This window comes from Aeromonas sp. R6-1, from assembly GCF_040908165.1.
Taxonomy (GTDB): Bacteria; Pseudomonadota; Gammaproteobacteria; order Enterobacterales; family Aeromonadaceae; genus Aeromonas; species Aeromonas caviae.
Map to the genome: position 1 here is coordinate 292,830 of NZ_JBFODF010000055.1, position 25,284 is coordinate 318,113.

At 60.2% G+C, this 25,284-nt stretch carries 22 protein-coding genes and 1 tRNA gene; 19 read left to right on the top strand and 4 right to left on the bottom strand.

What is annotated here, in order from left to right:
• Positions 1-4: 4 nt before the first annotated feature.
• Both AB5Y68_RS20675 and barA read right to left on the bottom strand, forming a co-directional pair.
• On the bottom strand, positions 5-490 hold the full coding sequence (locus AB5Y68_RS20675) for a DUF1456 family protein (RefSeq protein WP_010675634.1): 486 nt from the start codon (positions 488-490) through the stop codon (positions 5-7).
• Between the two features lie 64 nt (positions 491-554).
• The gene (gene barA / locus AB5Y68_RS20680) at positions 555-3,275 is read right to left on the bottom strand and encodes a two-component sensor histidine kinase BarA (RefSeq protein ID WP_039041039.1); all 2,721 of its coding nucleotides are present in this window, start codon (positions 3,273-3,275) and stop codon (positions 555-557) included.
• A 269-nt stretch (positions 3,276-3,544) separates the two neighbouring features.
• Here barA and rlmD point away from each other — a divergent pair, with 269 nt between their 5' ends.
• From rlmD to rpoS, 14 genes are all read left to right on the top strand, one after another.
• The gene (gene rlmD, locus AB5Y68_RS20685; RefSeq protein ID WP_039041040.1) at positions 3,545-4,867 is read left to right on the top strand and encodes a 23S rRNA (uracil(1939)-C(5))-methyltransferase RlmD; all 1,323 of its coding nucleotides are present in this window, start codon (positions 3,545-3,547) and stop codon (positions 4,865-4,867) included.
• Positions 4,868-5,216: 349 nt separating this feature from the next.
• Positions 5,217-7,427 (top strand): GTP diphosphokinase, encoded by a 2,211-nt coding sequence (gene relA, locus AB5Y68_RS20690; protein WP_010675631.1) that lies wholly within the window; start codon positions 5,217-5,219, stop codon positions 7,425-7,427.
• A 170-nt stretch (positions 7,428-7,597) separates the two neighbouring features.
• Positions 7,598-8,395 carry a nucleoside triphosphate pyrophosphohydrolase gene (gene mazG / locus AB5Y68_RS20695; RefSeq protein ID WP_039041041.1) on the top strand — a complete coding sequence of 266 codons (798 nt, stop codon included), beginning with the start codon at positions 7,598-7,600 and terminating at the stop codon, positions 8,393-8,395.
• 141 nt (positions 8,396-8,536) lie between these two features.
• Positions 8,537-10,174, top strand: a complete 1,638-nt coding sequence (gene pyrG, locus AB5Y68_RS20700) for a glutamine hydrolyzing CTP synthase (protein WP_039041042.1) — start codon at positions 8,537-8,539, stop codon at positions 10,172-10,174.
• Between the two features lie 89 nt (positions 10,175-10,263).
• Entirely contained in the window at positions 10,264-11,565 is a 1,302-nt protein-coding gene (eno, locus tag AB5Y68_RS20705) for a phosphopyruvate hydratase (protein ID WP_005335583.1), read from the top strand.
• 177 nt (positions 11,566-11,742) lie between these two features.
• A complete protein-coding gene (gene ftsB / locus AB5Y68_RS20710; protein ID WP_010675628.1) occupies positions 11,743-12,060 on the top strand; it encodes a cell division protein FtsB in 318 nt (105 codons plus the stop codon).
• Positions 12,053-12,784 carry a 2-C-methyl-D-erythritol 4-phosphate cytidylyltransferase gene (gene ispD / locus AB5Y68_RS20715; protein WP_323932279.1) on the top strand — a complete coding sequence of 244 codons (732 nt, stop codon included), beginning with the start codon at positions 12,053-12,055 and terminating at the stop codon, positions 12,782-12,784. Before ftsB ends, ispD begins: the two co-directional genes overlap by 8 nt.
• Positions 12,785-12,842: 58 nt before the next feature.
• Entirely contained in the window at positions 12,843-13,319 is a 477-nt protein-coding gene (ispF, locus tag AB5Y68_RS20720; protein WP_042881525.1) for a 2-C-methyl-D-erythritol 2,4-cyclodiphosphate synthase, read from the top strand.
• Positions 13,319-14,377: a tRNA pseudouridine(13) synthase TruD gene (truD, locus tag AB5Y68_RS20725; protein ID WP_039041049.1), complete on the top strand. Its 1,059-nt coding sequence runs from the start codon at positions 13,319-13,321 to the stop codon at positions 14,375-14,377. The genes ispF and truD overlap by 1 nt, the downstream gene beginning before the upstream one ends.
• Complete coding sequence (gene surE / locus AB5Y68_RS20730; RefSeq protein WP_039041045.1) at positions 14,358-15,119, top strand: 5'/3'-nucleotidase SurE; 762 nt, start codon at positions 14,358-14,360, stop codon at positions 15,117-15,119. Before truD ends, surE begins: the two co-directional genes overlap by 20 nt.
• A gap of 4 nt (positions 15,120-15,123) precedes the next feature.
• Positions 15,124-15,741, top strand: coding sequence for a protein-L-isoaspartate(D-aspartate) O-methyltransferase (locus AB5Y68_RS20735; protein ID WP_010675623.1), 618 nt, complete (start codon positions 15,124-15,126; stop codon positions 15,739-15,741).
• Positions 15,738-16,319, top strand: a complete 582-nt coding sequence (locus AB5Y68_RS20740; RefSeq protein WP_039041046.1) for a YqaA family protein — start codon at positions 15,738-15,740, stop codon at positions 16,317-16,319. Before AB5Y68_RS20735 ends, AB5Y68_RS20740 begins: the two co-directional genes overlap by 4 nt.
• Before the next feature lie 9 nt (positions 16,320-16,328).
• Complete coding sequence (locus AB5Y68_RS20745; RefSeq protein ID WP_039041047.1) at positions 16,329-17,399, top strand: LysM peptidoglycan-binding domain-containing protein; 1,071 nt, start codon at positions 16,329-16,331, stop codon at positions 17,397-17,399.
• Positions 17,400-17,445: 46 nt separating this feature from the next.
• Positions 17,446-18,429, top strand: a complete 984-nt coding sequence (gene rpoS, locus AB5Y68_RS20750; protein ID WP_010675620.1) for an RNA polymerase sigma factor RpoS — start codon at positions 17,446-17,448, stop codon at positions 18,427-18,429.
• Positions 18,430-18,502: 73 nt separating this feature from the next.
• Here the strand turns inward: rpoS and tsaD are convergent, their stop codons facing one another.
• Positions 18,503-19,516, bottom strand: a complete 1,014-nt coding sequence (tsaD, locus tag AB5Y68_RS20755; RefSeq protein ID WP_010675619.1) for a tRNA (adenosine(37)-N6)-threonylcarbamoyltransferase complex transferase subunit TsaD — start codon at positions 19,514-19,516, stop codon at positions 18,503-18,505.
• Between the two features lie 179 nt (positions 19,517-19,695).
• Here tsaD and rpsU point away from each other — a divergent pair, with 179 nt between their 5' ends.
• The 5 genes from rpsU to AB5Y68_RS20780 all read left to right on the top strand — a co-directional run bounded on the left by rpsU (position 19,696) and on the right by AB5Y68_RS20780 (position 24,597).
• Positions 19,696-19,911, top strand: coding sequence for a 30S ribosomal protein S21 (gene rpsU, locus AB5Y68_RS20760; protein WP_005309452.1), 216 nt, complete (start codon positions 19,696-19,698; stop codon positions 19,909-19,911).
• Positions 19,912-19,926: 15 nt separating this feature from the next.
• The gene (locus AB5Y68_RS20765; protein WP_010675618.1) at positions 19,927-20,370 is read left to right on the top strand and encodes a GatB/YqeY domain-containing protein; all 444 of its coding nucleotides are present in this window, start codon (positions 19,927-19,929) and stop codon (positions 20,368-20,370) included.
• 89 nt (positions 20,371-20,459) lie between these two features.
• Positions 20,460-22,247 carry a DNA primase gene (gene dnaG / locus AB5Y68_RS20770; RefSeq protein ID WP_010675617.1) on the top strand — a complete coding sequence of 596 codons (1,788 nt, stop codon included), beginning with the start codon at positions 20,460-20,462 and terminating at the stop codon, positions 22,245-22,247.
• A 183-nt stretch (positions 22,248-22,430) separates the two neighbouring features.
• Positions 22,431-24,326 (top strand): RNA polymerase sigma factor RpoD, encoded by a 1,896-nt coding sequence (rpoD, locus tag AB5Y68_RS20775; RefSeq protein WP_263639565.1) that lies wholly within the window; start codon positions 22,431-22,433, stop codon positions 24,324-24,326.
• A 194-nt stretch (positions 24,327-24,520) separates the two neighbouring features.
• Positions 24,521-24,597: transfer RNA gene (locus tag AB5Y68_RS20780), tRNA-Ile, on the top strand.
• Between the two features lie 47 nt (positions 24,598-24,644).
• On the opposite strand, the gene AB5Y68_RS20785 is transcribed toward AB5Y68_RS20780, so the two are convergent.
• Positions 24,645-25,115 carry a tetratricopeptide repeat protein gene (locus tag AB5Y68_RS20785; protein ID WP_039041048.1) on the bottom strand — a complete coding sequence of 157 codons (471 nt, stop codon included), beginning with the start codon at positions 25,113-25,115 and terminating at the stop codon, positions 24,645-24,647.
• Between the last annotated feature and the right edge of the window lie 169 nt (positions 25,116-25,284).

Below are 25,284 nucleotides of genomic sequence, written 5' to 3' on the forward strand. Positions count from 1 at the left end.
GTCATCAGGGCCCGGGCCTGTATTTGGCGGTGAGGCCAATCAGGAAGTTGCGCAGGATCTGATCCCCGCAATCCTGATAGTGCTTGTGATCCCTGGCGCGGAACAGGGCGCTCAGCTCGGACTTGGAGAGGTTGAAGTTCGCGAGCTTGAGGGTGCCCAGCATCTCCTCTTCCTTGTAGTTGAGGCCGATGCGCAGCTTGCGCAGGATCAGGTTGTTGTTGATCCGGTTCGGGATGACCTGGGGCGGGGCATCTTCCCGCACACCGCGGCGCAGGGCGATGAAGCCGTCGAGGAACTGACTCAGTGCCGAGTCCGGGCAGGCGGCGAAGCCCGCTTCCTGTGCCTCGCCCTCTTCGGCCTCTTTCATCAGCCAGCCGTGCAACTGGGCATGGGTGATGGCCAGATTGCCCTTGGCAAAGATCTCGACCATCTGGTCGTTGCTGATGCTGAGGGCATAGCGCAGGCGGCGTAGAATATCGTTGTTGGTCATGTTGACTCCTGTGGAAACGGCGCAGATGTTACCACCTGCCGCCTGTCCAGTCAGAAAAAGCGCCTCAGTCGGTCAGGGCCAGGTAGCGGGGAGCCTCTTGCCTCACCTGCTCCAGGGCATCCTGCAGCTCCAGCAATTCGGGCTCCAGATCGCTCACGGCGACCCCGTCGCGCAGCTGCTGCTCGAGCTGGGAGAGCAGGCGTTGCAGACCCGGCACCCCGGAGTAGGCGCAGCCACCGTTGAGGCGGTGGAGCTGGGCCAGCACGTCTGCATCGTCGGCACTCCCTTCCAGCGCCGCCGCCAGGATGGGCTCCACCTCGTCGAAGCTGGCCAGCAGCATGGTCAGCATCTCCCGGGCGAGGGCCGGCTTGCCGGCGGCCTGACGCACGGCGAGGGGCCAGTCTATCTGCTGATCCCCGTGATTCTGGTGCCGCCGGTGGGCGAAGTCGGTGATGAGCTGCGCCAGCATCCCCTCGTCGATGGGTTTGGCCAGGTAGTCGTCCATGCCCTGGCGAATGAGGCGCTCCCGCTCACCGGGAATGGCATGGGCGGTGACCGCGACGATGGGGGTCTCGGTGTTGAGGGAGTGGTGGCGGATCGCCTGGGTGGCGCTGATGCCGTCCATGACGGGCATCTGGATATCCATGAAGATGATGTCGAACGGCTGGCTCTGGGCCAGGTTGACCGCCTCCTTGCCGTTCTTGCACACCACCACCTCGGTCACCATCTCCTTGAGCATGGCTGCGATGAGCTTGAGGTTGGCGGCGTTGTCATCCACCGCCAGCACCTTGACCGCCTGCACGCTGCGCGGCGTCGGCGCGGGCAGGGGGGCACGGCGTACCGCCTCGGGGGAGAGCAGAGCGTGCAGCAACTTGCGATGGTTGATGGGCTTGGAGAGGCAGTGGACGGCGCCGTGGGCCAGCATGGCGTCGTAGAGGGCCGGCTCGTGGCTGCTGAGCAGCACTATGGTGTTCTGCTGGCCGTCCAGTCCGTCGAGACGGGCAATCACCTGCTGCGGGCTGTGCACGGTGCTGCTACCGATGAGCACCATGTCCTGGCTGCTCATCGGGGGCCACTCCTCGTCCACCGTCAGGGAGTGCACATCCAGGTGCCACTCTCCCAGCAGGGCGAGCAGGGAGGCGTGAGTGAAGGGATCCGGCTCCAGCAGCCAGACCCGCTTGCCCTGGATGCGATCCAGCGGAAGCCGCTCGCTCTGGGGCAGGGGCGAGACATCCAGATCCAGGTGGAACGAGAAAACTGACCCCTTGCCGAGTTCGGATTCGAAGCGGATCTGGCCCCCCATCTGCTGCACCAGTTTCTGGGTGATGACGAGCCCGAGCCCGGTGCCCCCATAGCGGCGGGAGATGGAGGAGTCTGCCTGGTTGAAGGCCTGGAACAACTGGCGCTGCTGCTCTTCCGAGATGCCGATGCCGGTATCGCGAATCAGCACCCGCAGGCGCACCTTGTTGCCGCTGGATTCCCCGGTCTGCTCGACACGCACGTCCACGTTGCCGCGCTCGGTGAACTTGATGGCGTTGCCGGTGAGGTTGGTGAGCACCTGCTGCAGACGCATGGGGTCGCCGGTGAGGTAGTCCGGCACGGCGGCATCCACCTGGAGGGAGAGTTCGAGCTGCTTGTCGTGGGCGCTCGGCCCCAGCAGGTGCATGGTCTCGTTGAGGGTGTCCCGCAGGCTGAAGGGGATGTGCTCGAGCTGCAGCTTGCCCGCTTCCAGCTTGGAGAAGTCGAGGATGTCGTTGATGATCCCAAGGAGGTTGCGCGCCGACTTCTCGATGGTCTGCATGTAGTCGGTCTGGCTCGGGGTCAGACTGGTCTTGAGCAGCTGGCGGGTGAAGCCGATGACCCCGTTGAGCGGGGTGCGCAGCTCGTGGGACATGTTGGCGAGGAACTCGGACTTGACCCTGGCCGCCTCCTGGGCGCGCTTCTTCGCCATGTCGAGCTCGACGTTCTGGATCTCGATCTGCTCGAGGGTCTCCCGCAGATCCGACGTCGCCTGATCGATGTTCTGCTGCATCTCCTCGTGATATTCGGAGAGCGCCTTGGCCATGGCGTTGATGCCGTTTTTCAGCATGTCGAGCTCGCCGGTGAGCTGGCCGCTGACCCGGGTATCGAGTCGCCCCTCCCTGATCCGGTGCACCGCCTGCACCATGTCGGTGATGGGCTGGGTCACGCTCTTGACCAGACGGAAGCCGAACAGGGCGCTGATGGCCAGCCCGATGAGCACGATGATGACCGCGAAGAAGGCGTCGCGGTACTGCAGGACGATGGCCCTGTCCGTGGCGAGCTGCATGGAGATGTAGCCGATGACCGGCGGCTCCAGATCGCTTGGCAGCGGGAAGCCGTCCAGGCTGGTCTCTGCCTGGATGGGGGTGCGCAGTATGATGTCATCGCCGTTGACGGAGACGCTGGTCAGGGCCGGGATGACGCTGCCGTCCGGCAGACGAAGCTGGCTGAAGTCCCTGTGGTAGTTGGACGTCACGAACAGCTGGTTCTCCTGGGTGAAGACGGCGATGGACTTGATGAAGGGCGAGTTCTTGCGATGGGTGAGCCCGATCAGCCGCTTGAGGGATTCGCGGCTGTGCTGTGTCATGCCGTATTCGCTGGCGATGGCCAGCGGCTCTATGATGTTGATGCCCTGATCGATGAGGTTGTTTTCCAGCTGCTGATAGCGGTGGAAGGTGAAATAGCCGGCGATGAGGCCGCCGATGATGAGGGTCGGCAAGATGGTGAAGGCCAGCACCCGGGCCCTGAGACCGTACTTGGTCATGCCGCCGACCCGCCTTTCGCAAGAGAAGCCATGATCCGGGGCGCATGCAGGCACCGGGGTCGGGCAGGCAATACAGTCATTGTCGCTGTACGGGGTCTCAGGCCGTATCCGGTCATATCAATGGGCCACTTTTGGTCAGAATGGACGATGGGGCGGATGCCGCTGTTGGGGCCCTCAGGCCGTATTTGGTCATACGATTATTCTTGTGGGACAATGGTCTGCCGCAGATTCCACAATCATGACATAGCCACCTATAGGCACCAAGTTTTATGGCCCAGTTTTTCAAGCCCCAAAAGAAGTCCACCCAGCCCCAACGTATTGAATTTACGGTAGACCGTCTGGATCACCACTGTGTCGGCGTCGGCCGTCATCAGGGCAAGGCCATCTTCGTCGAAGGGGCGCTGCCCGGCGAGGCCATCAAGGCCCGCATCATCGACGACAAGAAGCACTATGCCCACGCCGCCCTGCAACAGGTGGTGACCCCGGCGGCCAACCGGGTCACCCCCTTCTGCGACCACTATCGCGAGTGTGGCGGTTGCAGTGCCCAGCACCTGGGAGAGGGAGATCAACTGGCGGCCAAGGAGGCGGGACTGGTCAGCCTGTTCGAGCGCCTTGGCAACATCCAGGCGCCGGCGCTGGCACCTGCGCTGACGGGGGAGTCCCGCGCCTACCGCAGGGTCTGCCGTCTGGCCATCAAGTTTGACAAGAACGGTCGCTGCACCCGGGTTGGCTTTCGTCGTCGCCAGTCGAACGATCTGGTAGAGATTGCCGGCTGCCCTGTGCTGGCCGAGCCCCTCTCCGCCCTTATCGCCCCTCTGCGCGAATGCCTCAACCGGTTGAAGAGCCAGCGCGAACTGGGCCATGCGGAACTCATTCAGGGGGAGCAGGGCATTTTGATGCTGCTGCGCCACACCGGTCGCCCCACCGAGGCAGATCGGGCGCACTTGACCGAGTTTGCCACCGCCCAGGGGATAGACCTCTATCTGCAGGCGGCGAACGAGCAGATCGAACCTCTGCGTCAACAGTCTCAGCCAAGTTACACGCTGGATGGCCTGTCTCTTGCATTCGCTCCCGGCGACTTCATCCAGGTCAACGGGCCCGTCAACCAGCGCATGGTGGAGCAGGCATTGAGCTGGCTCGACGCAGGCAAGGATGACAAGGTGTTGGACCTCTTCTGCGGCATCGGCAACTTCACCCTGCCGCTGGCCCGTCAGGCCCGCGAAGTGGTGGGGGTGGAAGGGGAGCTCGCCATGGTGACGCGTGCACAGGAGAATGCCCGCCGCAACGGCATCGACAACGCCCGCTTCTACAAGGCGGACTTGAGCGGTGACATCGTGGGCATGTCCTGGGCCCGGGAAGGGTTCGATCTGGTACTGCTGGATCCGGCCAGACCCGGGGCGCTGGAGGTGATGAGCCACGTGGTGGCACTTTCCCCCAAACGGGTGGTCTATGTTTCCTGTAACCCGGTCACCCTGGCCCGTGACAGCCAGGTGCTGGTGCAGGGGGGCTACAAGCTGACCCGTCTGGGGATGCTGGACATGTTCCCCCACACCGGTCATCTGGAGTCCATGGCGCTGTTCGAACGGGGTTGAGTCGAGGCGACCGCATTATTCTGGATGAATCAAGATGCGGTCGTGATGATTTTTCGATGTGCATGATGCTGCCAGAGTGAGGTAAAACAGGTGTTTCTCGCTGCCTTCAACGGGCAGGGCAGCATGCGGTTATCTTGGTTTTCCAGCGGCGGCAGCGCTGTTTGAGCGGGAGTGATTAGGGTAATCTAGGTCGTCGATAGTGGATCGGATGCGGGGAAGAGCCCTGTCACCTTGCGCGGTGACATGCCTTGAAAACTCTTTCATGCATCCCCATTTGAGGCAGTCATCAGTTGATGAGGGGATGAGGAGAGCATCGGCTTTCGACCCCACACTTTTAAGGATTGATACCATGGTTGCGGTGCGCGATATTCATTTGAAAGACAATTTCACTCTGGATGAGTGGGTCAGTTCCCTTACCCTGAGTGAAAGTGACAAGAATCAGCTGCGAACCGTCTACCAGTATTGCCTGACCCTGGGTGACGAAGCGCTCACCAACCGCCTGCTGGTGCGCGGGGTCGAGATGGTGGGCATCCTGCTGATGCTCAGCATGGATCTCGCCACCCTCAAGGCCGCCATTCTCTATCCCTTCGTCGAAGCCGGTCTCATCAGCCAGGAAAAGGTGAACGAGGACTTCGGCCCCAAGATCGCCAAGCTGGTGGAAGGGGTGCTGGAGATGGAGGCCATCCGCTCCCTGCAAACCCTTCACCGCAGCGAAACCTCGCCGGAGCAGGTGGACAACGTGCGCCGCATGCTGCTCGCCATGGTCGAGGACGTGCGCGCCGTGGTCATCAAGCTGGCGGAGCGCATCGCCTGCCTGCGTGAAGCGAAGAAGGCGGATGAGGAGACCCGGGTGCTGATGGCCCAGGAGATCACCAACATCTATGCCCCCCTTGCGAACCGCCTCGGTATCGGTCAGCTCAAGTGGGAGCTCGAGGATCTCGCCTTCCGCTACCTGCACCCGGACACCTACAAGCAGATCGCCAAGCAACTGGACGAGAAACGGCTCGACCGCGAGCGCTACATCCGTGAATTCGTGCAGTCTCTGCGCGATGCCCTGGCCGAGGCCGGCGTCGAGGCCGAGGTCTATGGCCGACCGAAACACATCTACAGCATCTGGCGCAAGATGCAGAAGAAGCACCTCGAATTCAACGAGCTGTTCGATGTGCGCGCGGTGCGGGTGATCACCAAGCGGCTGCAGGATTGCTACGCGGCGCTCGGTATCGTTCACACCCATTTCCACCATATTCCCCGCGAATTTGACGACTATGTCGCCAACCCCAAGCCCAATGGCTACCAGTCCATCCACACCGTGGTGGTGGGGGAGGAGGGCAAGACGGTGGAGATCCAGATCCGTACCGAGCAGATGCATCAGGATGCGGAGCTCGGTGTGGCTGCGCACTGGCGCTACAAGGAAGGGGCCCAGGCCGCTGCGAAGACCAGCACCTTCGAAGACAAGATCGAATGGCTGCGCAAACTCCTCGCCTGGCAGGAGGATCTCTCGGAGAGCGGCTCCTTGCTGGACGATCTGCGCAGTCAGGTGTTCGAGGACAGGGTTTATGTCTTCACTCCCAAGGGCGATGTCATCGACCTGCCGGCAGGGGCGACGCCGCTCGACTTCGCCTATCACGTGCACAGCATGATCGGTCACCGCTGCATCGGCACCAAGATCGACGGTCGTATCGTGCCCTTCACCTATACGCTGCAAACCGGTGATCAGGTGGAGGTGATCACCCAGAAGGAGCCGAACCCGAGCCGCGACTGGATGAACCCGAACGCCGGCTTCCTGCGCTCCAGCCGGGCGCGGGCCAAGGTGGCCACCTGGTTCAGAAAGCTGGACCGGGACAAGAACATCGCCGCCGGCAAGGAGTTGCTGGAGAAGGAGCTGGACCGCCACAACCTCACCCTCTCCAAGGTGGACAAGGTGGTGCTGGAGCGTTTCCATGCGGAGGAGCTGGAGGATTTGCTGGCCGGTATCGGCAGCGGCGACATCCGCATCAACCAGCTGCTCAACTACCTCGACACCCGCTACAACAAGCCGACGGCGGAAGAAGAAGATCGCCGTCTGCTGGAGAAGCTGGAGCAGAAGGCCAATGTGCCCTTCCGCCCCAAACCCAAGGATCACATCGTGGTGGAAGGGGTGGGCAACCTGATGACTCACATCGCCCGCTGCTGCCAGCCCATCCCGGGGGACGCCATCCAGGGCTTCATCACCATGGGACGGGGGGTTTCCATCCACCGGGAGGATTGCGAGCAGCTCAAGGAGCTGTCGCGTCGCAACCCGGAGCGCCTGATCGATGCGGTCTGGGGGGAGAACTACTCCGGCGGTTACGGTCTCACCATCCGCATTCTCTCCAACGACAGATCCGGCCTGCTGCGCGACATCACCACCGTGCTCGCCAACGAGAAGATCAACGTGATGGGAGTGCGTTCGCGCTCCAACGTGCGCGAGCAGACCGCCGAAATCGACATGGAGCTGGAGATTTACAACATCAACGCCTTCAACCGGGCGTTGGCCAAGCTCAGTCAGCTCAACGACGTGATCAGCGCCAAGCGGCTGTAATGCTCAACCGACCGGCCCCAGTGGCCGGTCTGCATTTTCTCCCTCCTTGCAGAGCATTGAAGACGGATATCACGCGCCCCATCTCCGGCCGCCATGGCTCCACATCATGTGGAGCAGTGGCGTGAGCGGATATTCATGAACCCATTTACTGAATCGAAAGTGAGTTGCCCATGTCCCAACGCTACGACCTTCCCCAACTGCTCGACATCATGGCCAGATTGCGTGACCCGAACGGGGGCTGCCCCTGGGATCTCAAGCAGAGCTTCCAGACCATAGTGCCGCACACCCTGGAGGAGGCCTACGAGGTGGCGGATGCCATCGAGAGCGAAGATTGGCAAGGGCTGAAGGGGGAGCTCGGTGATCTGCTGTTCCAGGTCGTGTTCTATGCCCAGCTCGGCAAGGAGCAGGGATTGTTCGACTTTGCCGACATCGTCGATACCGTGAGCGAGAAGCTCATTCGCCGCCACCCCCATGTCTTCTCCGATGCCGACCTGGGTGACGAGCAGGCGGTCAAAGCGAACTGGGAGGCGGAAAAGGCCAAAGAGCGTGCGGCGCTCGACAAGGAGAGCGTGCTGGACGATATCCCCCTCTCCCTGCCTGCCCTGACCCGGGCAGCCAAGATCCAGAAGCGCTGCGCCACCGTCGGTTTCGACTGGAAAACGCTGGGGCCCGTGGTGGACAAGATCCACGAGGAGATCGAGGAGGTGATGGAAGAGGCGCTGATGGTCGACGTGGACGAGGAGCGGGTGAGCGACGAGCTCGGCGATCTCTTGTTTGCCACCGTCAACCTGGTGCGCCATCTGGGCAAGGATCCCGAGCAGGTGCTGCGGGCTGCCAACACCAAGTTTGAGCGTCGTTTTCGTCAAGTTGAACACTTTATTGCCGCAGAAGGTCTGAAAATGACGGATTGCTCCCTGGAGAAGCTGGACGAGGCCTGGAACAGGGCCAAGGAAACCGAACAAAGTTGATTTGGCGCAAGACGGGGCGGCGGGGAGCCTGATAGATTTTTGTTCATTGTTTGGGAGTGGGGGTTTTGGTATACTGTTTCCCCGTCCTGCTTCATCCCCGAAGCACCCCTTAAAATTCCCTAAACTTCTTTCAGGTTCAGCATGACGACCAAATATATTTTTGTGACTGGTGGCGTTGTTTCATCCCTCGGCAAAGGCATTGCCGCAGCTTCTCTGGCAGCCATTCTGGAAGCCCGTGGTCTGGATGTGACCATCATGAAACTGGACCCGTACATCAACGTGGATCCGGGCACCATGAGCCCGACCCAGCATGGTGAAGTGTTCGTAACCGAGGACGGGGCCGAAACCGATCTGGATTTGGGCCACTACGAGCGTTTCATCCGCACCAAGATGACCCGCCGCAACAACTTCACCACCGGCCGCATCTATGCGGACGTGCTGCGCAAGGAGCGTCGTGGTGACTATCTGGGCGCCACCATCCAGGTGATCCCGCACATCACCAACGCCATCAAGGAGCGGGTGATTGCCGGTGCCGAAGGCCATCAGGTTGCCATCGTCGAAGTGGGCGGTACCGTGGGCGACATCGAGTCCCTGCCGTTCCTTGAAGCCATTCGTCAGCTGGCGGCCATCGTGGGTCGCAACAATGCCATGTTCATGCACCTGACCCTGGTTCCTTACCTGGCCGCCGCCGGCGAGGTGAAGACCAAGCCGACCCAGCACTCCGTGAAGGAGCTGCTCTCCATCGGTATCCAGCCGGATGTGCTGATCTGCCGCTCCGACCGCGCCATTCCGGCCAACGAGCGTGCCAAGATCGCCCTGTTCTGTAACGTGCCCGAGCGCGCCGTCATCTCCATGAAGGATGTCGACTCCATCTACAAGATCCCGGCGCTGCTGAAATCCCAGGGGCTGGATGGCTACATCACCGAGCGCTTCGGCATCGAGTGCAAAGAAGCCGACCTGGCCGAGTGGGAACAGGTCATCTATGAAGAGGCCAACCCGACTGCCGAAGTCACCATCGGCATGGTGGGCAAGTATGTCTCCCTGCCGGACGCCTACAAGTCCGTCAACGAAGCGCTCAAGCACGGTGGCCTGAAGACCCGTCTCTCCGTCAACATCAAGTACATCGACTCCCAGGACATCGAGACCCGTGGCGCCGAGCTGCTGGAAGGTCTGGATGCGATCCTGGTACCGGGCGGCTTCGGCGAGCGCGGTGTGGAAGGCAAGATCCTGGCCGCCAAATATGCCCGCGAGAACAAGATCCCGTACCTCGGTATCTGCCTGGGCATGCAGGTTGCCTTGATCGAATACGCCCGCAACGTGGCGGGCATGGAAGGGGCTCACTCCTCCGAGTTCAAGAAAGACAGCCCTTACCCCGTGGTCGGTCTCATCACCGAGTGGGTGGATGACGAAGGCAACGTCGAGACCCGGACCGAGAAGTCCGATCTGGGCGGCACCATGCGTCTGGGCTCCCAGCTCTGCCACCTGGTGGAAGATTCCAAGGTCCGTCAGATGTACGGCAGCCCGACCATTTACGAGCGCCACCGTCACCGTTATGAAGTGAACAACAAGCTGCTGCCGCAGATTGAAGCGGCAGGTCTGAAGGTGACCGGTCTCTCCGCCGACAAGAAGCTGGTGGAAATCATCGAGATCCCGGATCACCCCTGGTTCGTGGCCGCGCAGTTCCACCCGGAGTTCACCTCGACTCCCCGTGATGGCCACGCCCTGTTCGCCGGTTTTGTGAAGGCGGCGGGCGAGTATCAGAAGCGTAATTTGAAGTAATTGAAAATAAATGCGGTTGGGGCTCTGTGCCACAGCCGCTTTTTTTGGCATATTTTTGTTGTTTTTTTACGAAACCTGAGGAAATACACATGTCCAAGATCGTTAAAGTGATCGGTCGTGAAATCATCGACTCCCGTGGTAACCCGACCGTTGAGGCCGAAGTTCACCTGGAAGGTGGTTTTGTTGGTATGGCAGCCGCTCCGTCTGGCGCGTCCACCGGTTCCCGCGAAGCGCTGGAACTGCGTGACGGCGACAAGAGCCGTTTCCTGGGTAAAGGCGTGCTGAAAGCCATCGAAGCCGTCAACGGCCCGATCGCTCAGGCTCTGCTGGGTAAAGATGCCAAGGACCAGGCCACTGTCGACCAGATCATGATCGACCTCGACGGTACCGAGAACAAATCCAAGTTCGGCGCCAACGCCATCCTGGCTGTTTCCCTGGCCAACGCCAAAGCTGCCGCTGCTGCCAAAGGCATGCCGCTGTACGCCCACATCGCCGAGCTGAATGGCACCCCGGGTGTCTACTCCATGCCGCTGCCCATGATGAACATCATCAACGGTGGTGAGCACGCCGACAACAACGTCGACATCCAGGAGTTCATGATCCAGCCGGTTGGCGCCAAGACCCTGAAAGAAGCCGTTCGCATGGGCGCAGAAGTGTTCCACAACCTGGCCAAAGTGCTGAAGTCCAAGGGCTACAACACTGCCGTCGGTGACGAAGGTGGTTTCGCTCCGAACCTGAAATCCAACGCCGAAGCGCTGGAAGTGATCGCTGAAGCCGTTGCCGCTGCCGGTTACAAACTGGGCACCGACATCACCCTGGCCATGGACTGCGCTGCGTCCGAGTTCTACGACGCAGAGAAGAAAGAGTACAACCTGAAGGGCGAAGGTCGTGTCTTCACCTCCAACGGTTTCTCCGACTTCCTGGCTGACCTGACCACCAAGTTCCCGATCGTCTCCATCGAAGATGGCCTGGACGAATCCGACTGGGAAGGCTTCGCCTACCAGACCGCCGAACTGGGCAAGAAAATCCAGATCGTGGGTGACGACCTGTTCGTAACCAACACCAAGATCCTGAAGCGCGGTATCGACAATGGCATCGCCAACTCCATCCTGATCAAGTTCAACCAGATCGGTTCCCTGACCGAAACGCTGGCTGCCATCAAGATGGCCAAAGACGCTGGCTACACTGCCGTCATCTCCCACCGCTCCGGTGAGACCGAAGACGCGACCATCGCCGACCTGGCTGTGGGTACCGCTGCTGGCCAGATCAAGACCGGTTCCATGAGCCGTTCTGACCGTGTTGCCAAGTACAACCAGCTGATCCGTATCGAAGAAGCCCTGGGTGCCAAGGCTCCGTTCCGTGGTCTGAAAGAAGTGAAGAACCAGGCTTAATTTTCGCCTGCGTTCATGCTTCACAAAGCCCCGCCATCTGGCGGGGCTTTTTCGTTCTGCGCTTATGGGCGTGTGCGACCTGCATTTTTTATTCCGACCAACCCATCCGGCACACAGGCTTTCTTTTGTCTTGCCTGCGAATATGGGAAACTAGGCCGCTTGAAGGAGACTCAGTGCATGCGGCTACTCACTCTTATCCTGCTCCTCCTGTTGGGAGGGCTGCAATATGACCTCTGGCTGGGGAAAAACGGCCTCTCCGACTATCGGGAACTCTCCACCGCCATCGAGCGGCAGCAACAGGACAACCTGGTACTCAAGGACCGCAACAGCCTGATTTACCGGGAAATCGACGATCTTACCTCTGGCCTTGAGGCCATCGAGGAGTTGTCGCGCAACGATCTTGGCTACATCAAGCAGGGCGAGACCTTCTACCGAATCATTCCCAAAGAAAAGGATCAGGTGACGGAGCCTGATGGTGCCCCCTACGATGACTGATAGCCTGAGCGGCCTGACCGCCATCGTCCCGGCTGCCGGTATTGGTAGTCGCATGGGGGCCAGTTGCCCCAAGCAGTACCTTTCCCTGGCAGGGAAATGCATTCTGGAGCACACCCTGGAGCGTCTGCTCTCCCATCCCGCCATCGCCCGTGTGATCGTGGCGCTGGCGCCCCACGACAGCTGGTTTGAGACCTTGACCGTGGCAACCGATCCGCGGGTGCTGCGAGTGCAAGGGGGAAGCGAGCGCGCCTTCTCCGTGCTCAATGCGTTGCACGTGGCAGAAGGGGAGTGGGCACTGGTGCATGACGCCGCCCGGCCCTGTCTGACCCACGAGGATCTCGATGCGCTCATTGCTGCCGCCATGGCCTCTGGCGGTGCCATCCTCGGCAGCCGGGTGCGCGATACCATGAAGCGCACCGATGCGGCCGGCAATATCCTCGCCACCGTGGATCGCGAGCAGCTCTGGCATGCCCTGACGCCCCAGATGTTTTTGGTCCGCCCCCTCAAGCGGGCGCTGGAGGAGGGGCTGGCGCTCGGCGCCGCCATCACCGATGAAGCCTCCGCCATGGAGCGCGCCGGTTTCCCCGTGCGCATGGTGGAAGGGCGGGCCGACAACATCAAGGTGACCCGGCCGGAAGATCTCTCCCTGGCCGGGCTCTATTTACAGCAACAACGTGCGTGCCGGTCGGCACGACCCGATTCATCCCCAGAGGAGCAGGCATGATCCGCATCGGACATGGTTTTGATGAGACAGATTTCCGTGTATTGAGGAGGGCACAGGCATGATGCGGATCGGACATGGTTTTGATGTTCACAAGTTTGGCGGGGTCGGTCCCTGCATGCTGGGCGGGGTGGCAGTGCCCTATGAACAGGGCCTGCTGGCCCACTCCGATGGCGACGTGGTGCTGCATGCGGTGAGCGATGCCCTGCTGGGCGCCATCGGCGCCGGTGACATCGGCCGCCACTTTCCCGATACCTCAGCCGAATTCAAGGGCATCGACAGCCGCATCCTGCTGCGGGATGTCTTTGCCCGCGTGCAGCTCGCAGGTTATGCCATCGGCAACCTGGATGTGACCATCATCGCCCAGGCCCCCAAGATGGCCCCCCATATCGACGCCATGTGCGCCGTGCTGGCCGCGGATCTGCAATGTGATTTGAACCGGGTGAACGTCAAGGCGACCACCACCGAACAACTCGGATTCACGGGGCGCAAGGAAGGGATCGCCACCGAAGCCGTCGTCTTGCTGGTGAAACAATGATGCTTGAACAACTTGCCTATCTGCACGGGACGCCCACTGCTCGCGGCATCCTCAAGGCCGAGGCCGCCGACTTCGTGGTCAATGAAGATCTCGGGTTTGCACCTTGCGGCGAGGGGGAACACATCTTCGTCCGGGTACGCAAAACCGGCGAGAATACCGCCTGGGTGGCTGGCCTGCTGGCCGATGCGGCCGGGGTTGCCCGCAATGCGGTGACCTGGGCTGGTCTGAAAGATCGCCATGCGGTGACCGAACAGTGGTTCGGCATCCATCTGCCGGGCAAGGGCGAACCGGATCTCTCGGTCATCGAGAACGACAACATCCGGATCCTTGAGGTGAAGCGCCACAACAAGAAGCTGCGGGTCGGCTATCTCAAGGGCAACCACTTCACCCTGCGTCTCACCGGGCTGGAGCAGGCCGACGGGCTGGAATCCCGTCTGCAGGCGATTGCAACCCAGGGGGTACCCAACTACTACGGCGAGCAGCGTTTCGGCCGCGGTGGCAACAACCTGGAGGCCGCCAAGGCGATGTTCGCCGGCAAACGGATCAAGGATCGCAACAAGCGCTCCCTCTATCTGTCCGCCGCCCGCAGCATGCTGTTCAATGCCATCGTCAGCGCCCGCATCGAGCAGGGACTGGCCCATCAGCTGCTGGCCGGCGACTGCGTGATGCTCAAGGGCAGCCACTCCATCTTCAGCGAAGAGAGCGTGACCCCCGAGCTGGAAGCACGCCTTGCCTCCGGGGACGTGCAGCTGACCGCTCCCCAGTGGGGTCGTGGCCGTCTGGCGAGCCAGGGCGCTGCTGCCGAGTTCGAGCAAGGAGTGCTGGCCCCTTATGGCGACTGGTGCGAAGGACTGGAAAAAGCCGGGCTGGATCAGGACAGGCGCCCGCTGCTGCTCAAGCCGGAGCAGATGAGCTGGCAACGGGAGGACGCGGTGCTGACCCTGTCGTTCTTCCTGCCGGCCGGCGCCTTTGCCACCAGCGTGGTACGCGAATTAATGCAGGCCGAAGAGGCCGATCACGGTTTCAGGAACTCAACCGATGCGAATTCTGGTCAGTAATGACGATGGGGTGCACGCCGAGGGCATTCGCGCCCTCAGCGAGGCGTTGCGTGCCTGTGGCGAGGTCGTGGTGGTGGCGCCGGATCGCAACCGCAGCGGTGCCAGCCACTCCCTGACGCTGGAAGTGCCGCTGCGGGTCATCCGCCTCGATGCGTCCAGTTTTCACGGCATCAAGAGTTATGCGGTCAAGGGGACGCCGACCGACTGCGTTCATCTGGCGGTCAACGAACTGCTGCGCCCTGAGCCCGACATGGTGGTGGCCGGTATCAATCACGGGGCCAACCTGGGGGATGACGTCATCTACTCGGGGACGGTGGCGGCCGCGACGGAAGGGCGTCATCTTGGTTTCCCCTCCATCGCCGTTTCGCTGGTGGGCAAGACTCATTTCGCCAGTGCGGCCCACTACGCCGCCCAGCTGGTGCGGGGGCTGATGGTGCATCCGTTGCCTGCGGATCAGATCCTCAACGTGAATGTGCCGGACCTGCCGCTCGAGCAGATCAAGGGGATCAGGGTGACCCGCCTTGGCAATCGCCACCGGGCGGAGTCGGTGATCCGCACCGAGGATCCCCGTGGTCAGCCGGTCTACTGGATTGGTCCCCCCGGCAACCAGCAGGATGCGGGAGAGGGAACGGACTTTGCCGCCATCGAGCAGGGTTATGTCTCCATCACTCCCCTGACCATCGACATGACGGCCTACGGCAGTCTGTCGACCCTGGGCGCGTGGCTGGATCTGCAGGGATGACGTTGTGATAGTACAGCGCCTGTTGAATCAACTGATTGCCCAGGATGTCCGCGATTTCCGCGTATTGGCGGCGATCGCGAAGGTGCCGCGCCAGCTGTTTGTGGACGAGGCCATGGCCCACAAGGCCTGGGACAATACGGCCCTGCCCATCGGCCATGGGCAGACCATCTCCCAGCCTTACATCGTGGCGCGCATGACCGAGCTGCTGATCCAGAACGATCCGGCCCATGTGCTGGAGATCGGGACGGGATCGGGCTACCAGACGGCGGTACTGGCCCACCTGGTGGAGCATGTCTACACCATGGAGCGGATCAAGTCGCTGCAGTTTCAGGCCCGGCGCAGATTGCGCCAGCTCGATCTGCACAATGTGTCGGCCAAGCACGGCAATGGGTGGCTAGGTTGGCCCAACAAGGGCCCTTTCGACGCCATTCTGGTGACGGCGGCGGCCAGTGAGGTCCCCAAGGCCCTGACCGATCAGCTGGCTGATGGTGGTCGTCTGGTGTTGCCGGTGGGTGATGGCCAGCAGACCCTGCAGCTCATCGAGCGATCGGGCTCCCAGCTCACCAGCCGGATTCTGGAGCCGGTACGTTTCGTTCCCCTGATTGACGGAGATGTCGAGTGAAGTTGTTTTCCCGCCTTTATGTTCTGGTGATGCAGTGGGCACGCCACAAGTATGCCCCCTGGTATCTGGCCATCACCGCCTTTATTGAATCCATCTTCTGGCCCATCCCGGTGGATGTGATGCTGGCGCCCATGGCGCTCGGCAAACCTCATCGCGCCTGGCACTATGCCGCGCTGGCTACCCTCTTGTCGGTGCTGGGCGCCCTGTTTGGTTATCTGCTCGGCTATGCCCTGTGGGAGCCAGTGGTGCAGCCGCTGGTGACCTCGGTTGGCTATGAGGACAAGATTGCCCTGGCCGAGCAGTGGTTCGCGCAGTGGGGCATCTGGGTTATTTTTATTGCCAGCTTCACGCCGATCCCCTACAAGGTGTTTACCGTCACGGCTGGCTTGCTCCACATGGCACTGTTGCCTTTCATCCTGACCTCGCTGATCGGTCGTGGCATGCGCTTCTTCCTGGTTGCAGGTCTGATGCGCTGGGGCGGCGAGAAGATGGAGCGCAAGCTGATGCACTATGTGGATGTGCTGGGCTGGCTCTGTATTGGTTTGGCCGTTGCGGCCTATTTCTGGTTTAGTCGTTAAGGATCCACTATGTGTTCGCGTGTTTGGCAAGGTAGCGGTGTCGTCGTGTTGTCATGGCTGCTGCTTGCCTGTTCCTCCAGCAAGACTGCGGCTCCGGTGCACAGCCTGGGCAATGATCAGGTCGCTTCGACCATCCCCGTGCGTCAAGGTATGACCAAGCCCGGCATTGCAGGCAACGGGTACACCGTGGTCAAAGGAGACACTCTCTACTCCATTGCATTTCGTTCTGGCATGGATGTGGCTTCGCTTATCAGCATCAATGGCATCACTCCCCCCTATAACATTTATCCCGGCCAGCAGCTCAGGCTCGATGGCGCTTCCGCCCCCATGGCGGTGGCAACCGTCGGCAGCCCTGTCAGTCGTGGCAGCGTGACGGGGTCTGGTAGTTACGAGGTGCGCCGTGGCGATACATTGAGCAGCATCGGTCGCCAGTTCGGTCTTTCCAACCAGGCCTTGGCCCAGCGCAACAACCTCCAGGCTCCTTATGCATTGCACGTGGGCCAGGTGCTCAATGTGGGGGGCTCGGGTTCCTCGGGTGGTCAGATGGTGGCAGCAACCACACCGGTGGTGACCAGCACGGGGCCCAAACCCCTGGCCACGGCTCCGGCAGGTACGACCACACCATTTATTGCTCAGAAAACGATTGCTCCTGCCTCGTCAACAGCATACGCTCAGGCTAAAGAACAAAAAACCGTCAGTTCCTCGTCAACACTCTCCTGGCATTGGCCGACCAAAGGGCGGATCGTTGAAGGCTTCTCCGTTGCGGAACAAGGCAACAAGGGCATCGACATTTCCGGCCAGAAGGGCCAACCCATTTACGCTGCGAGCAGCGGCAAAGTGGTCTATGCGGGCAGTGCACTGCGAGGTTATGGCAAGCTGATAATTCTCAAGCACAACGATGACTACCTCTCCGCCTACGCTCACAACGATGAGTTGAGGGTCAAGGAGGGAGACACCGTGAAGGGCGGAGCGGTTATCGCCAATATGGGTAGCACGGATGCGCCGGATGTGCGCTTGCACTTTGAAATCCGGTACAAAGGCAAGTCGATCAACCCGATGGGCTATTTGCCAAAGCGTTAACTCAGAGAGCTGAGTCTTACTCTGGTGTAGGTCAGGGAGAGATATCATGAGCCAAGAACAACTGGTAATGCAGGATGCAGAGTTAGAGTTCGACGAGGAGCTGGAGGTTCAGGAGGAAGAAGAGGTTCAGGAAGTGGCGGCCGAAGCCGAAGAGACCATTTCCGATGAACTGATGGCGCCAGAGCTGAACAAGGTAATGGACGCCACCCAGCTCTATCTGGGGGAGATAGGCTTCTCCCCCTTGCTCACGGCCGAAGAGGAAGTCTACTACGCCCGCCGTGCCCTGCGTGGCGACAAAGCGGCGCGCAAGCGCATGATTGAATCCAACCTGCGCCTAGTGGTCAAGATTGCCCGGCGCTACAACAACCGCGGCCTGGTGCTGCTGGATCTCATCGAAGAGGGCAACCTCGGTCTTATTCGCGCGGTCGAGAAGTTTGACCCCGAGCGAGGCTTCCGTTTCTCTACCTATGCCACCTGGTGGATCCGCCAGACCATAGAGCGGGCCATCATGAACCAGACCCGGACCATTCGTCTGCCCATCCATGTGGTCAAGGAGCTGAACGTCTATCTGCGCACTGCGCGCGAGCTTTCCCATCGCCTCGACCATGAGCCGACCGCCGAGGATATCGCCTCTGCACTGGATCGCTCTGTGGACGATGTGAATCGCATGCTCAAGCTCAACGAGAAGATCACCTCGGTGGATACTCCCATTGGTGGCGATCGCGACAAGGCGTTGCTGGATGTGCTTTCCGACGAGCGCGGCATGGGGCCCGAGCTGGAGTCCCAGGAAGATGACATGCGCAGCAGCATAGTGCACTGGCTGGAGGAGCTGAATCCCAAGCAGCGCGAAGTGCTGGCCCGCCGTTTCGGTCTGCTCGGCTATGAACCGGCCACCCTGGAAGACGTGGGTGCCGAGATTGGTTTGACCCGCGAGCGGGTGCGTCAGATCCAGGTGGAAGGGTTGCGCCGCTTGCGGGAGATCCTGCTGGGGCAGGGACTCTCCATCGAAGCGCTGTTCCGCACCAACTAAACGGGTATGAATACCGTCATCAAGATGAAAAAGGGGCCACAGGCCCCTTTCTTTTTGTCGTGGATCTTCCGGATCATACCGGATCCAGAGTGTCCAGCGGCCAGCGCGGCACGGCCTTGACGACGAGGGGTTCGAAGACTCCCGCCTTCAGGCGTTGCATGCCGGCATAGGCGATCATGGCGCCGTTGTCGGTGCAGTATTCGGTGCGCGGGTAGAAGACTTCACCTTTGAGGCTCTCCATCAGCTCGGCCAGCTGGGCGCGCAGATGACGGTTGGCGCTGACGCCGCCTGCCACGACCAGACGATTGAGGCCGGTCTCTTTCAGGGCACGACGGCACTTGATGGCCAGGGTGTCGACCACCGCATCCTCAAACGCCCGGGCGATGTCGGCACGGGTCTGCTCGTCGTCGCCATTGGCTGCTATGGTATTGGCGGCAAAGGTCTTGAGGCCGGAGAAGCTCATGTCGAGCCCTGGGCGATCGGTCATGGGACGGGGGAAGGTGAAGCGCCCAGTGGTGCCCTTTTCTGCCAGCCGGGAGAGCAGTGGACCACCGGGATAGTCCAGACCCATCAGCTTGGCGGTCTTGTCGAACGCCTCACCGGCGGCATCGTCGATCGATTCGCCCAGCAGCTGGTAGCTGCCGATGCCGTCGACCCGGACCAGCATGGAGTGGCCGCCGGAAACCAAGAGCGCCACGAAGGGAAACTCGGGGGCTCGCTCTTCCAGCATGGGGGCCAGCAGGTGGCCTTCCATGTGGTGTACGGCGATGGCCGGCTTGTCCCAGGCCATGGCCAGCGAGCGGCCTATGGTCGCCCCGACCAGGATGGCGCCAACCAGACCTGGCCCCGCGGTATAGGCGATGCCATCGATGTCATCCTTGCCAAGTCCGGCCTCTTTCAAGGCGGCCTGGATCAAGGGGATCGTCTTGCGTACATGGTCCCGGCTGGCGAGCTCGGGAACGACGCCGCCGTAGTCCGCATGCAGCTTGACCTGGCTGTACAACTGGTGGGAAAGGATCCCTTTTTGATCATCGAAGATCGCGATCCCGGTTTCGTCACAGGATGTCTCTATGCCCAATACACGCATTGCTAAAAAATTTCACTGCTAAAATGAGACGGCTATGGTAACCTTCGCGGGTTTTTTAAACCAGAGCGATCTCTGCGGGTTTACTTTCATTCCCTGTCCAGAGTATAATTTCGCACCATTTTAAGACATGCTGATCGATTGAAGGTCAGCTAACAATTTATCACTGAGGTGAAAGGCACATGCCAGTAATCAAAGTCCGTGAAAATGAGCCGTTTGACGTTGCTCTGCGTCGCTTCAAGCGTTCTTGCGAAAAGGCCGGTATCCTGTCCGAAGTTCGTAGCCGTGAGTTCTACGAGAAGCCGACTACCATTCGCAAGCGTGCCAAAGCGTCCGCTGTCAAGCGTCACGCCAAGAAGCTGTCCCGCGAAAACGCACGTCGTATCCGCCTGTACTAATCAAGGGATCATGCCGTGTCTCTGAAGGATCAACTCAAGGATCAGCAAAAGCTCGCCATGCTTGCCAAAGACAAGCCTCGGTTGGGTGCTATCCGCTTGTTGATGGCAGAAATCAAGCAGCGTGAAGTCGATACCCGTGTCGAGCTCAATGATGAAGAGATCCTCGCTGTCGTGACCAAAATGGTCAAACAGCGTCGCGATTCCATCAGCCAGTTTGAAGCTGCCGGTCGCCAGGATCTTGCCGACAAAGAGTCCGCCGAGATCGTTGTGCTGCAGGAGTTCCTGCCACAACAGCTGACCGCAGACGAAATTGCCGCCCTGATCGAGCAAGCCATCACTGAAAGTGGTGCTGCCGTCATGGCTGACATGGGTAAAGTCATGGCTGTCTTGAAGCCAAAAATTCAGGGGCGTGCCGATGTCGGCGCCGTCAGTGCTCAGGTGAAAACCCGCTTGGCGTAACAGGCAACTCTCTTGTTTGGTCGAAGAAGCCGTGCTTCCCATTGGAATGCGCGGCTTTTTTATTTCCTATGCAATGAAACAGGACGGTTATGGCTGGCAGGATCCCGCAATCCTTTATCGATGATCTGCTCGTACGCACGGACATAGTCGAGTTGATCGACTCCCGTGTGCGGTTGAAGAAAGCCGGTAAGAACTACCAGGCTTGCTGCCCTTTTCATAACGAAAAAAGCCCCTCCTTTACCGTCAGCCAGGAGAAGCAGTTCTATCACTGTTTCGGTTGTGGTGCCCACGGCAATGCCATCGGCTTTGTCATGGAGTACGACGGCCTGGAATTCCCCGATGCCATCGAAGAGCTGGCAAGCCTGCACGGTATGCAGGTCCCCCGTGAGCAAACGGCGGGTGGATCAAGCCATAGCCAACCAGCCGTCAGCAAGGATCTGTTCGAGCTGATGAACCAGATTGCGCGCTTCTACGAGAGCAATCTCAAGAACGCGCCTCAGGCGGTGGAGTATCTGAAAGGCCGGGGCCTGACTGGCGAGGTGGTCAAGCGCTTCAACATCGGTTATGCCCCTGGGGACTGGGATCAGGTGCGTCGCCGCTTTGGCGCCAGTAGGGATCACGAACAACTGCTGATTTCGGGCGGTATGCTGATCCCCCGTGACAGCGGCCCGGGCAGCTACGATCGTTTCCGCGATCGCATCATGTTCCCGATCCGTGACAAGCGTGGCCGGGTCATCGGCTTCGGTGGCCGAGTGCTGGGGGATGGCACGCCCAAGTACCTGAACTCCCCCGAAACCCCCATCTTCCACAAGGGGCGGGAGTTGTTCGGCCTTTATGAGGTCAAGCAGGCACACAAGGATCCGCGCCGGATCCTTGTGGTGGAAGGCTACATGGATGTGGTGGCGCTCGGCCAGTACGACATCGACTATGCGGTGGCGGCACTGGGGACTGCGACCACCAGCGATCACATCCACACCCTGTTCCGTACCACGGCAGAGGTGGTCTGTTGCTACGACGGCGACAACGCCGGTCGGGAAGCGGCCTGGCGGGCGCTGGATAACGCGCTCTCCCACCTGCAGGACGGCCGTGAACTCAAGTTCGTCTTTTTGCCGGATGGCGAGGATCCCGACTCGCTGGTACGCCAGATCGGCAAGGAGGGGTTCGAAGCGCTGCTCGACAAGGCCCAGTCGTTTGCGGATTTCATGTTCGAACGCCTCGGGCGCGATGCGGCTCTTTCCGGTGAGGCAGGCAAGTTTGAAGTGGCCAACAAGGCCGCCGAGCTGATTCGTCGGGTACCGGAAGGTTTCACTCGCGAGGGGTTGATTACCCGACTTTCCAGCATGATGCGCTGGGGAGAAAACAAGCAGCGGATTGCCGAGCTGTTTGCCCGCAACAGCCAGCCCAAGGCGGAAGTTAACAAACCCAAGGCGACCAAACTGACGCCGATCCGCAGGGCTCTGGCCCTGATGGTGCAGTATCCGGCGATCACCGCCGAGCTGCCGGCCATGCCCGAGTTGGCCGGGCTGCGCCTGCAGGGGATCCCTTTCCTGCTGCAACTGCACCAGCAGATCCTGATCCAGCCGGGAGTGACAACGGGTATCCTGCTGGAGCATTGGCGCGGCACAAAAGAGGGAGAAATACTTGCCCAGCTGGCGATGCATGACCTGTTTGAAGAGGTAAAGCTCGACCAGGAGCCCGATATTCTGGGAGAATTGCAGGATACTTTTGTCGGTTTCATCAACCTTTTCCTGAAGCAACGGATCGAAGAATTGCAGGCCAAGGTGGCGCAGGAAGGGCTAAGCTCTGAGGAAACTCAGGAGCTGATGATGCTGATCAGAGAGGTGCAGATTGAGAAAAGAAATGAGAGTGGGGCTTGATATTTGAGTGAGCAGTCCCAATATGAATAGCGTTGCCCGAATCGACGGGATTGAAAGCAAACACTTTATAACCACCTGGCCCCGACAACACTGCGGGCAGGGGTTTCTCATGACCGACGCCGCAACCAGACATAGCATGTCTGGCGGTTTTCTATTAGAATTGGCTATTTGCGCAGCAGCGCACTGTACGCGCAACCTAGCAACACCAACCGGATGAGTTCTATGGAGCAAACCCCGCAGTCTCAGCTTAAACTCCTCGTTGCCAAAGGTAAAGAACAGGGCTACCTGACCTATGCCGAGGTGAACGATCACCTCCCGCAAGACATTGTCGATTCAGACCAGATCGAAGACATCATCCAGATGATCAACGATATGGGCATTCAAGTGGTTGAAAACGCTCCGGATGCCGATGACCTTATCATGGCTGAAGGTGGTACCGCCGATGAGGACGCTGCCGAAGCAGCGGCCCAGGCTCTGGCATCAGTTGAATCTGAGATTGGTCGCACGACCGATCCCGTCCGCATGTACATGCGGGAAATGGGTACCGTCGAACTGCTGACCCGCGAAGGCGAGATCGACATCGCCAAGCGGATTGAAGACGGTATCAACCAGGTACAAAGCTCCGTCGCCGAGTACCCTGAAGCCATCACCTATCTGCTCGAACAGTACGACAAGTACGAAGCCGAGCAGCTTCGCCTGTCCGACATCATCTCCGGCTTCATCGATCCGAACGAAGTGGATGACGTGGCACCGACCGCCACTCATATCGGCTCCGAACTCAGCGAGGACGACCTCGCCGACGAAGACGAAGACGAAGATGAGGACGAAGACGAAGACGGTGACAACTCCGACGATGACGGCGACGGTGGCCCGGATCCGGAAGTCGCTCGCGAGAAATTCGGCGAACTGCGTGCCCAGTACGAGGTGACTCGTCTCTCCATTCAGCAGAATGGCCGTGCCCACGACGACACCCAGAATGCCATCGCCCAGCTGGCCGATGTCTTCCGTCAATTCCGCCTGATGCCCAAGCAGTTCGATCGCCTGGTCAACAACATGCGGGAGATGATGGAGCGTGTCCGCGTGCAGGAACGCATCATCATGAAGCTCTGCGTTGAGCAGGCCAAGATGCCGAAGAAGACCTTCGTCGCGGCCTTCACCAACAACGAGTGCGAAACTGCCTGGTTCGAATACCAGAAGCAGGCCGGCAAGGCGTGGTCTCCCCGCCTGCTCGAGATGGACGAAGAAGTCCTGCGTTCCATCGGCAAGCTGCAGCAGATCGAAGAAGAGACCGGTCTGTCGATTGCCCAGATCAAGGATATCAACCGCCGCATGAGCATTGGTGAGGCCAAAGCCCGCCGTGCGAAGAAAGAGATGGTTGAGGCTAACTTGCGTCTGGTTATCTCCATCGCCAAGAAGTATACCAACCGCGGTCTGCAGTTCCTGGATCTGATCCAGGAGGGTAACATCGGTCTGATGAAGGCGGTCGACAAGTTCGAATATCGTCGCGGCTACAAGTTCTCGACCTATGCCACCTGGTGGATCCGTCAGGCCATTACCCGCTCCATCGCGGATCAGGCCCGTACCATCCGTATCCCGGTGCACATGATCGAGACCATCAACAAGCTCAACCGTATCTCCCGCCAGATGCTGCAGGAGATGGGTCGTGAACCGAACCCGGAAGAGCTGGCCATGCGTATGGGCATGCCGGAAGACAAGATCCGTAAGGTACTGAAAATCGCCAAGGAGCCCATCTCCATGGAGACGCCCATCGGTGATGATGAAGACTCCCACTTGGGTGACTTCATCGAAGATACCACCCTGGCTCTGCCAGCGGATGCGGCCACCAGCGAGAGCCTGCGCAACGCGACCCGCGAAGTGCTGGCCGGTCTGACCGCACGGGAGGCCAAGGTACTGCGCATGCGCTTCGGTATCGACATGAACACTGACCACACCCTCGAGGAAGTGGGCAAGCAGTTCGACGTCACCCGTGAGCGTATCCGTCAGATCGAAGCCAAGGCCCTGCGCAAACTGCGCCATCCGAGCCGCTCGGAAGTGCTGCGCAGTTTCCTGGACGAGTAGTCCCGAGTTCTGTCAGCCTGACATTGCAACAAAAAGCCCCGCCATGCGGGGCTTTGTTTTATCCGTGCTGGCATGGGCGTGAAGAGGGGTCATGGAACCGCTTGAATATGGATGAAATCTCGCCAAGTGTTTGATCTGACTATGGACGGGGTATCCGCCATCCCCTATAATCCACGCCGCTAACCAGCATCAATGGCCCCTTAGCTCAGTTGGTCAGAGCAGTCGACTCATAATCGATTGGTCGTGGGTTCAAGTCCCCCAGGGGCCACCATTTTCAGACAAAGCCGCTCTTTTGAGCGGCTTTGTCGTTTCTGGCGCTCACCAGCGCCTGTCCAGATCCTCGGCATAGAGTGCCATGGCGCGCCGGTAGGGGAACAGGGCGGGATCCGTGGTGGTGGTCGCGAGGATCCCCAGCAGCGTCTCCATTCCCTCCTTGCTGCGCCCCAGGTTGTAGCAGGTCATGGCACGAAACACCTTGAACTCCACGGCATCGGGGAAGCGGGACAGGGCCTCGTCAAAGGTGGCCAGCGCCTCGGCATGACGGCCTGTGGTGCGATAGGAGCTGCCTAGTCCAAGCAGGGCTCCGCGCAGCGACGACTCGCCAAGCCCCAGCGACACGGCCTTCTGATAGAGGGGAATGGCCTGTGCCTCTCGCCCCAGCATGTCGTGCAGTCCGGCCACTTCGTAATGCAGCTCGGCGTGGGCCGGGTGCGCGATGAGTTGCAGCAGACCGTGCTGACGGGCTTCCTCGATCCGTCCCTCGGCCTTGAGGGTGTTCAACTGTTTCATATGTGCTCCTGCATGGGGATGAAGGAGCAGTATGCCTGCCAACAGGCTGGCGGGGAACGGGTCATGGGGCCATGAAAAAGGCGCTGTCCCAATTATGTGTTGGAAGGCTAATCTGGAAGTAGGTCATCACCGCAAGGACCTTCATCATGGATACGCCAGCCTTCCAACA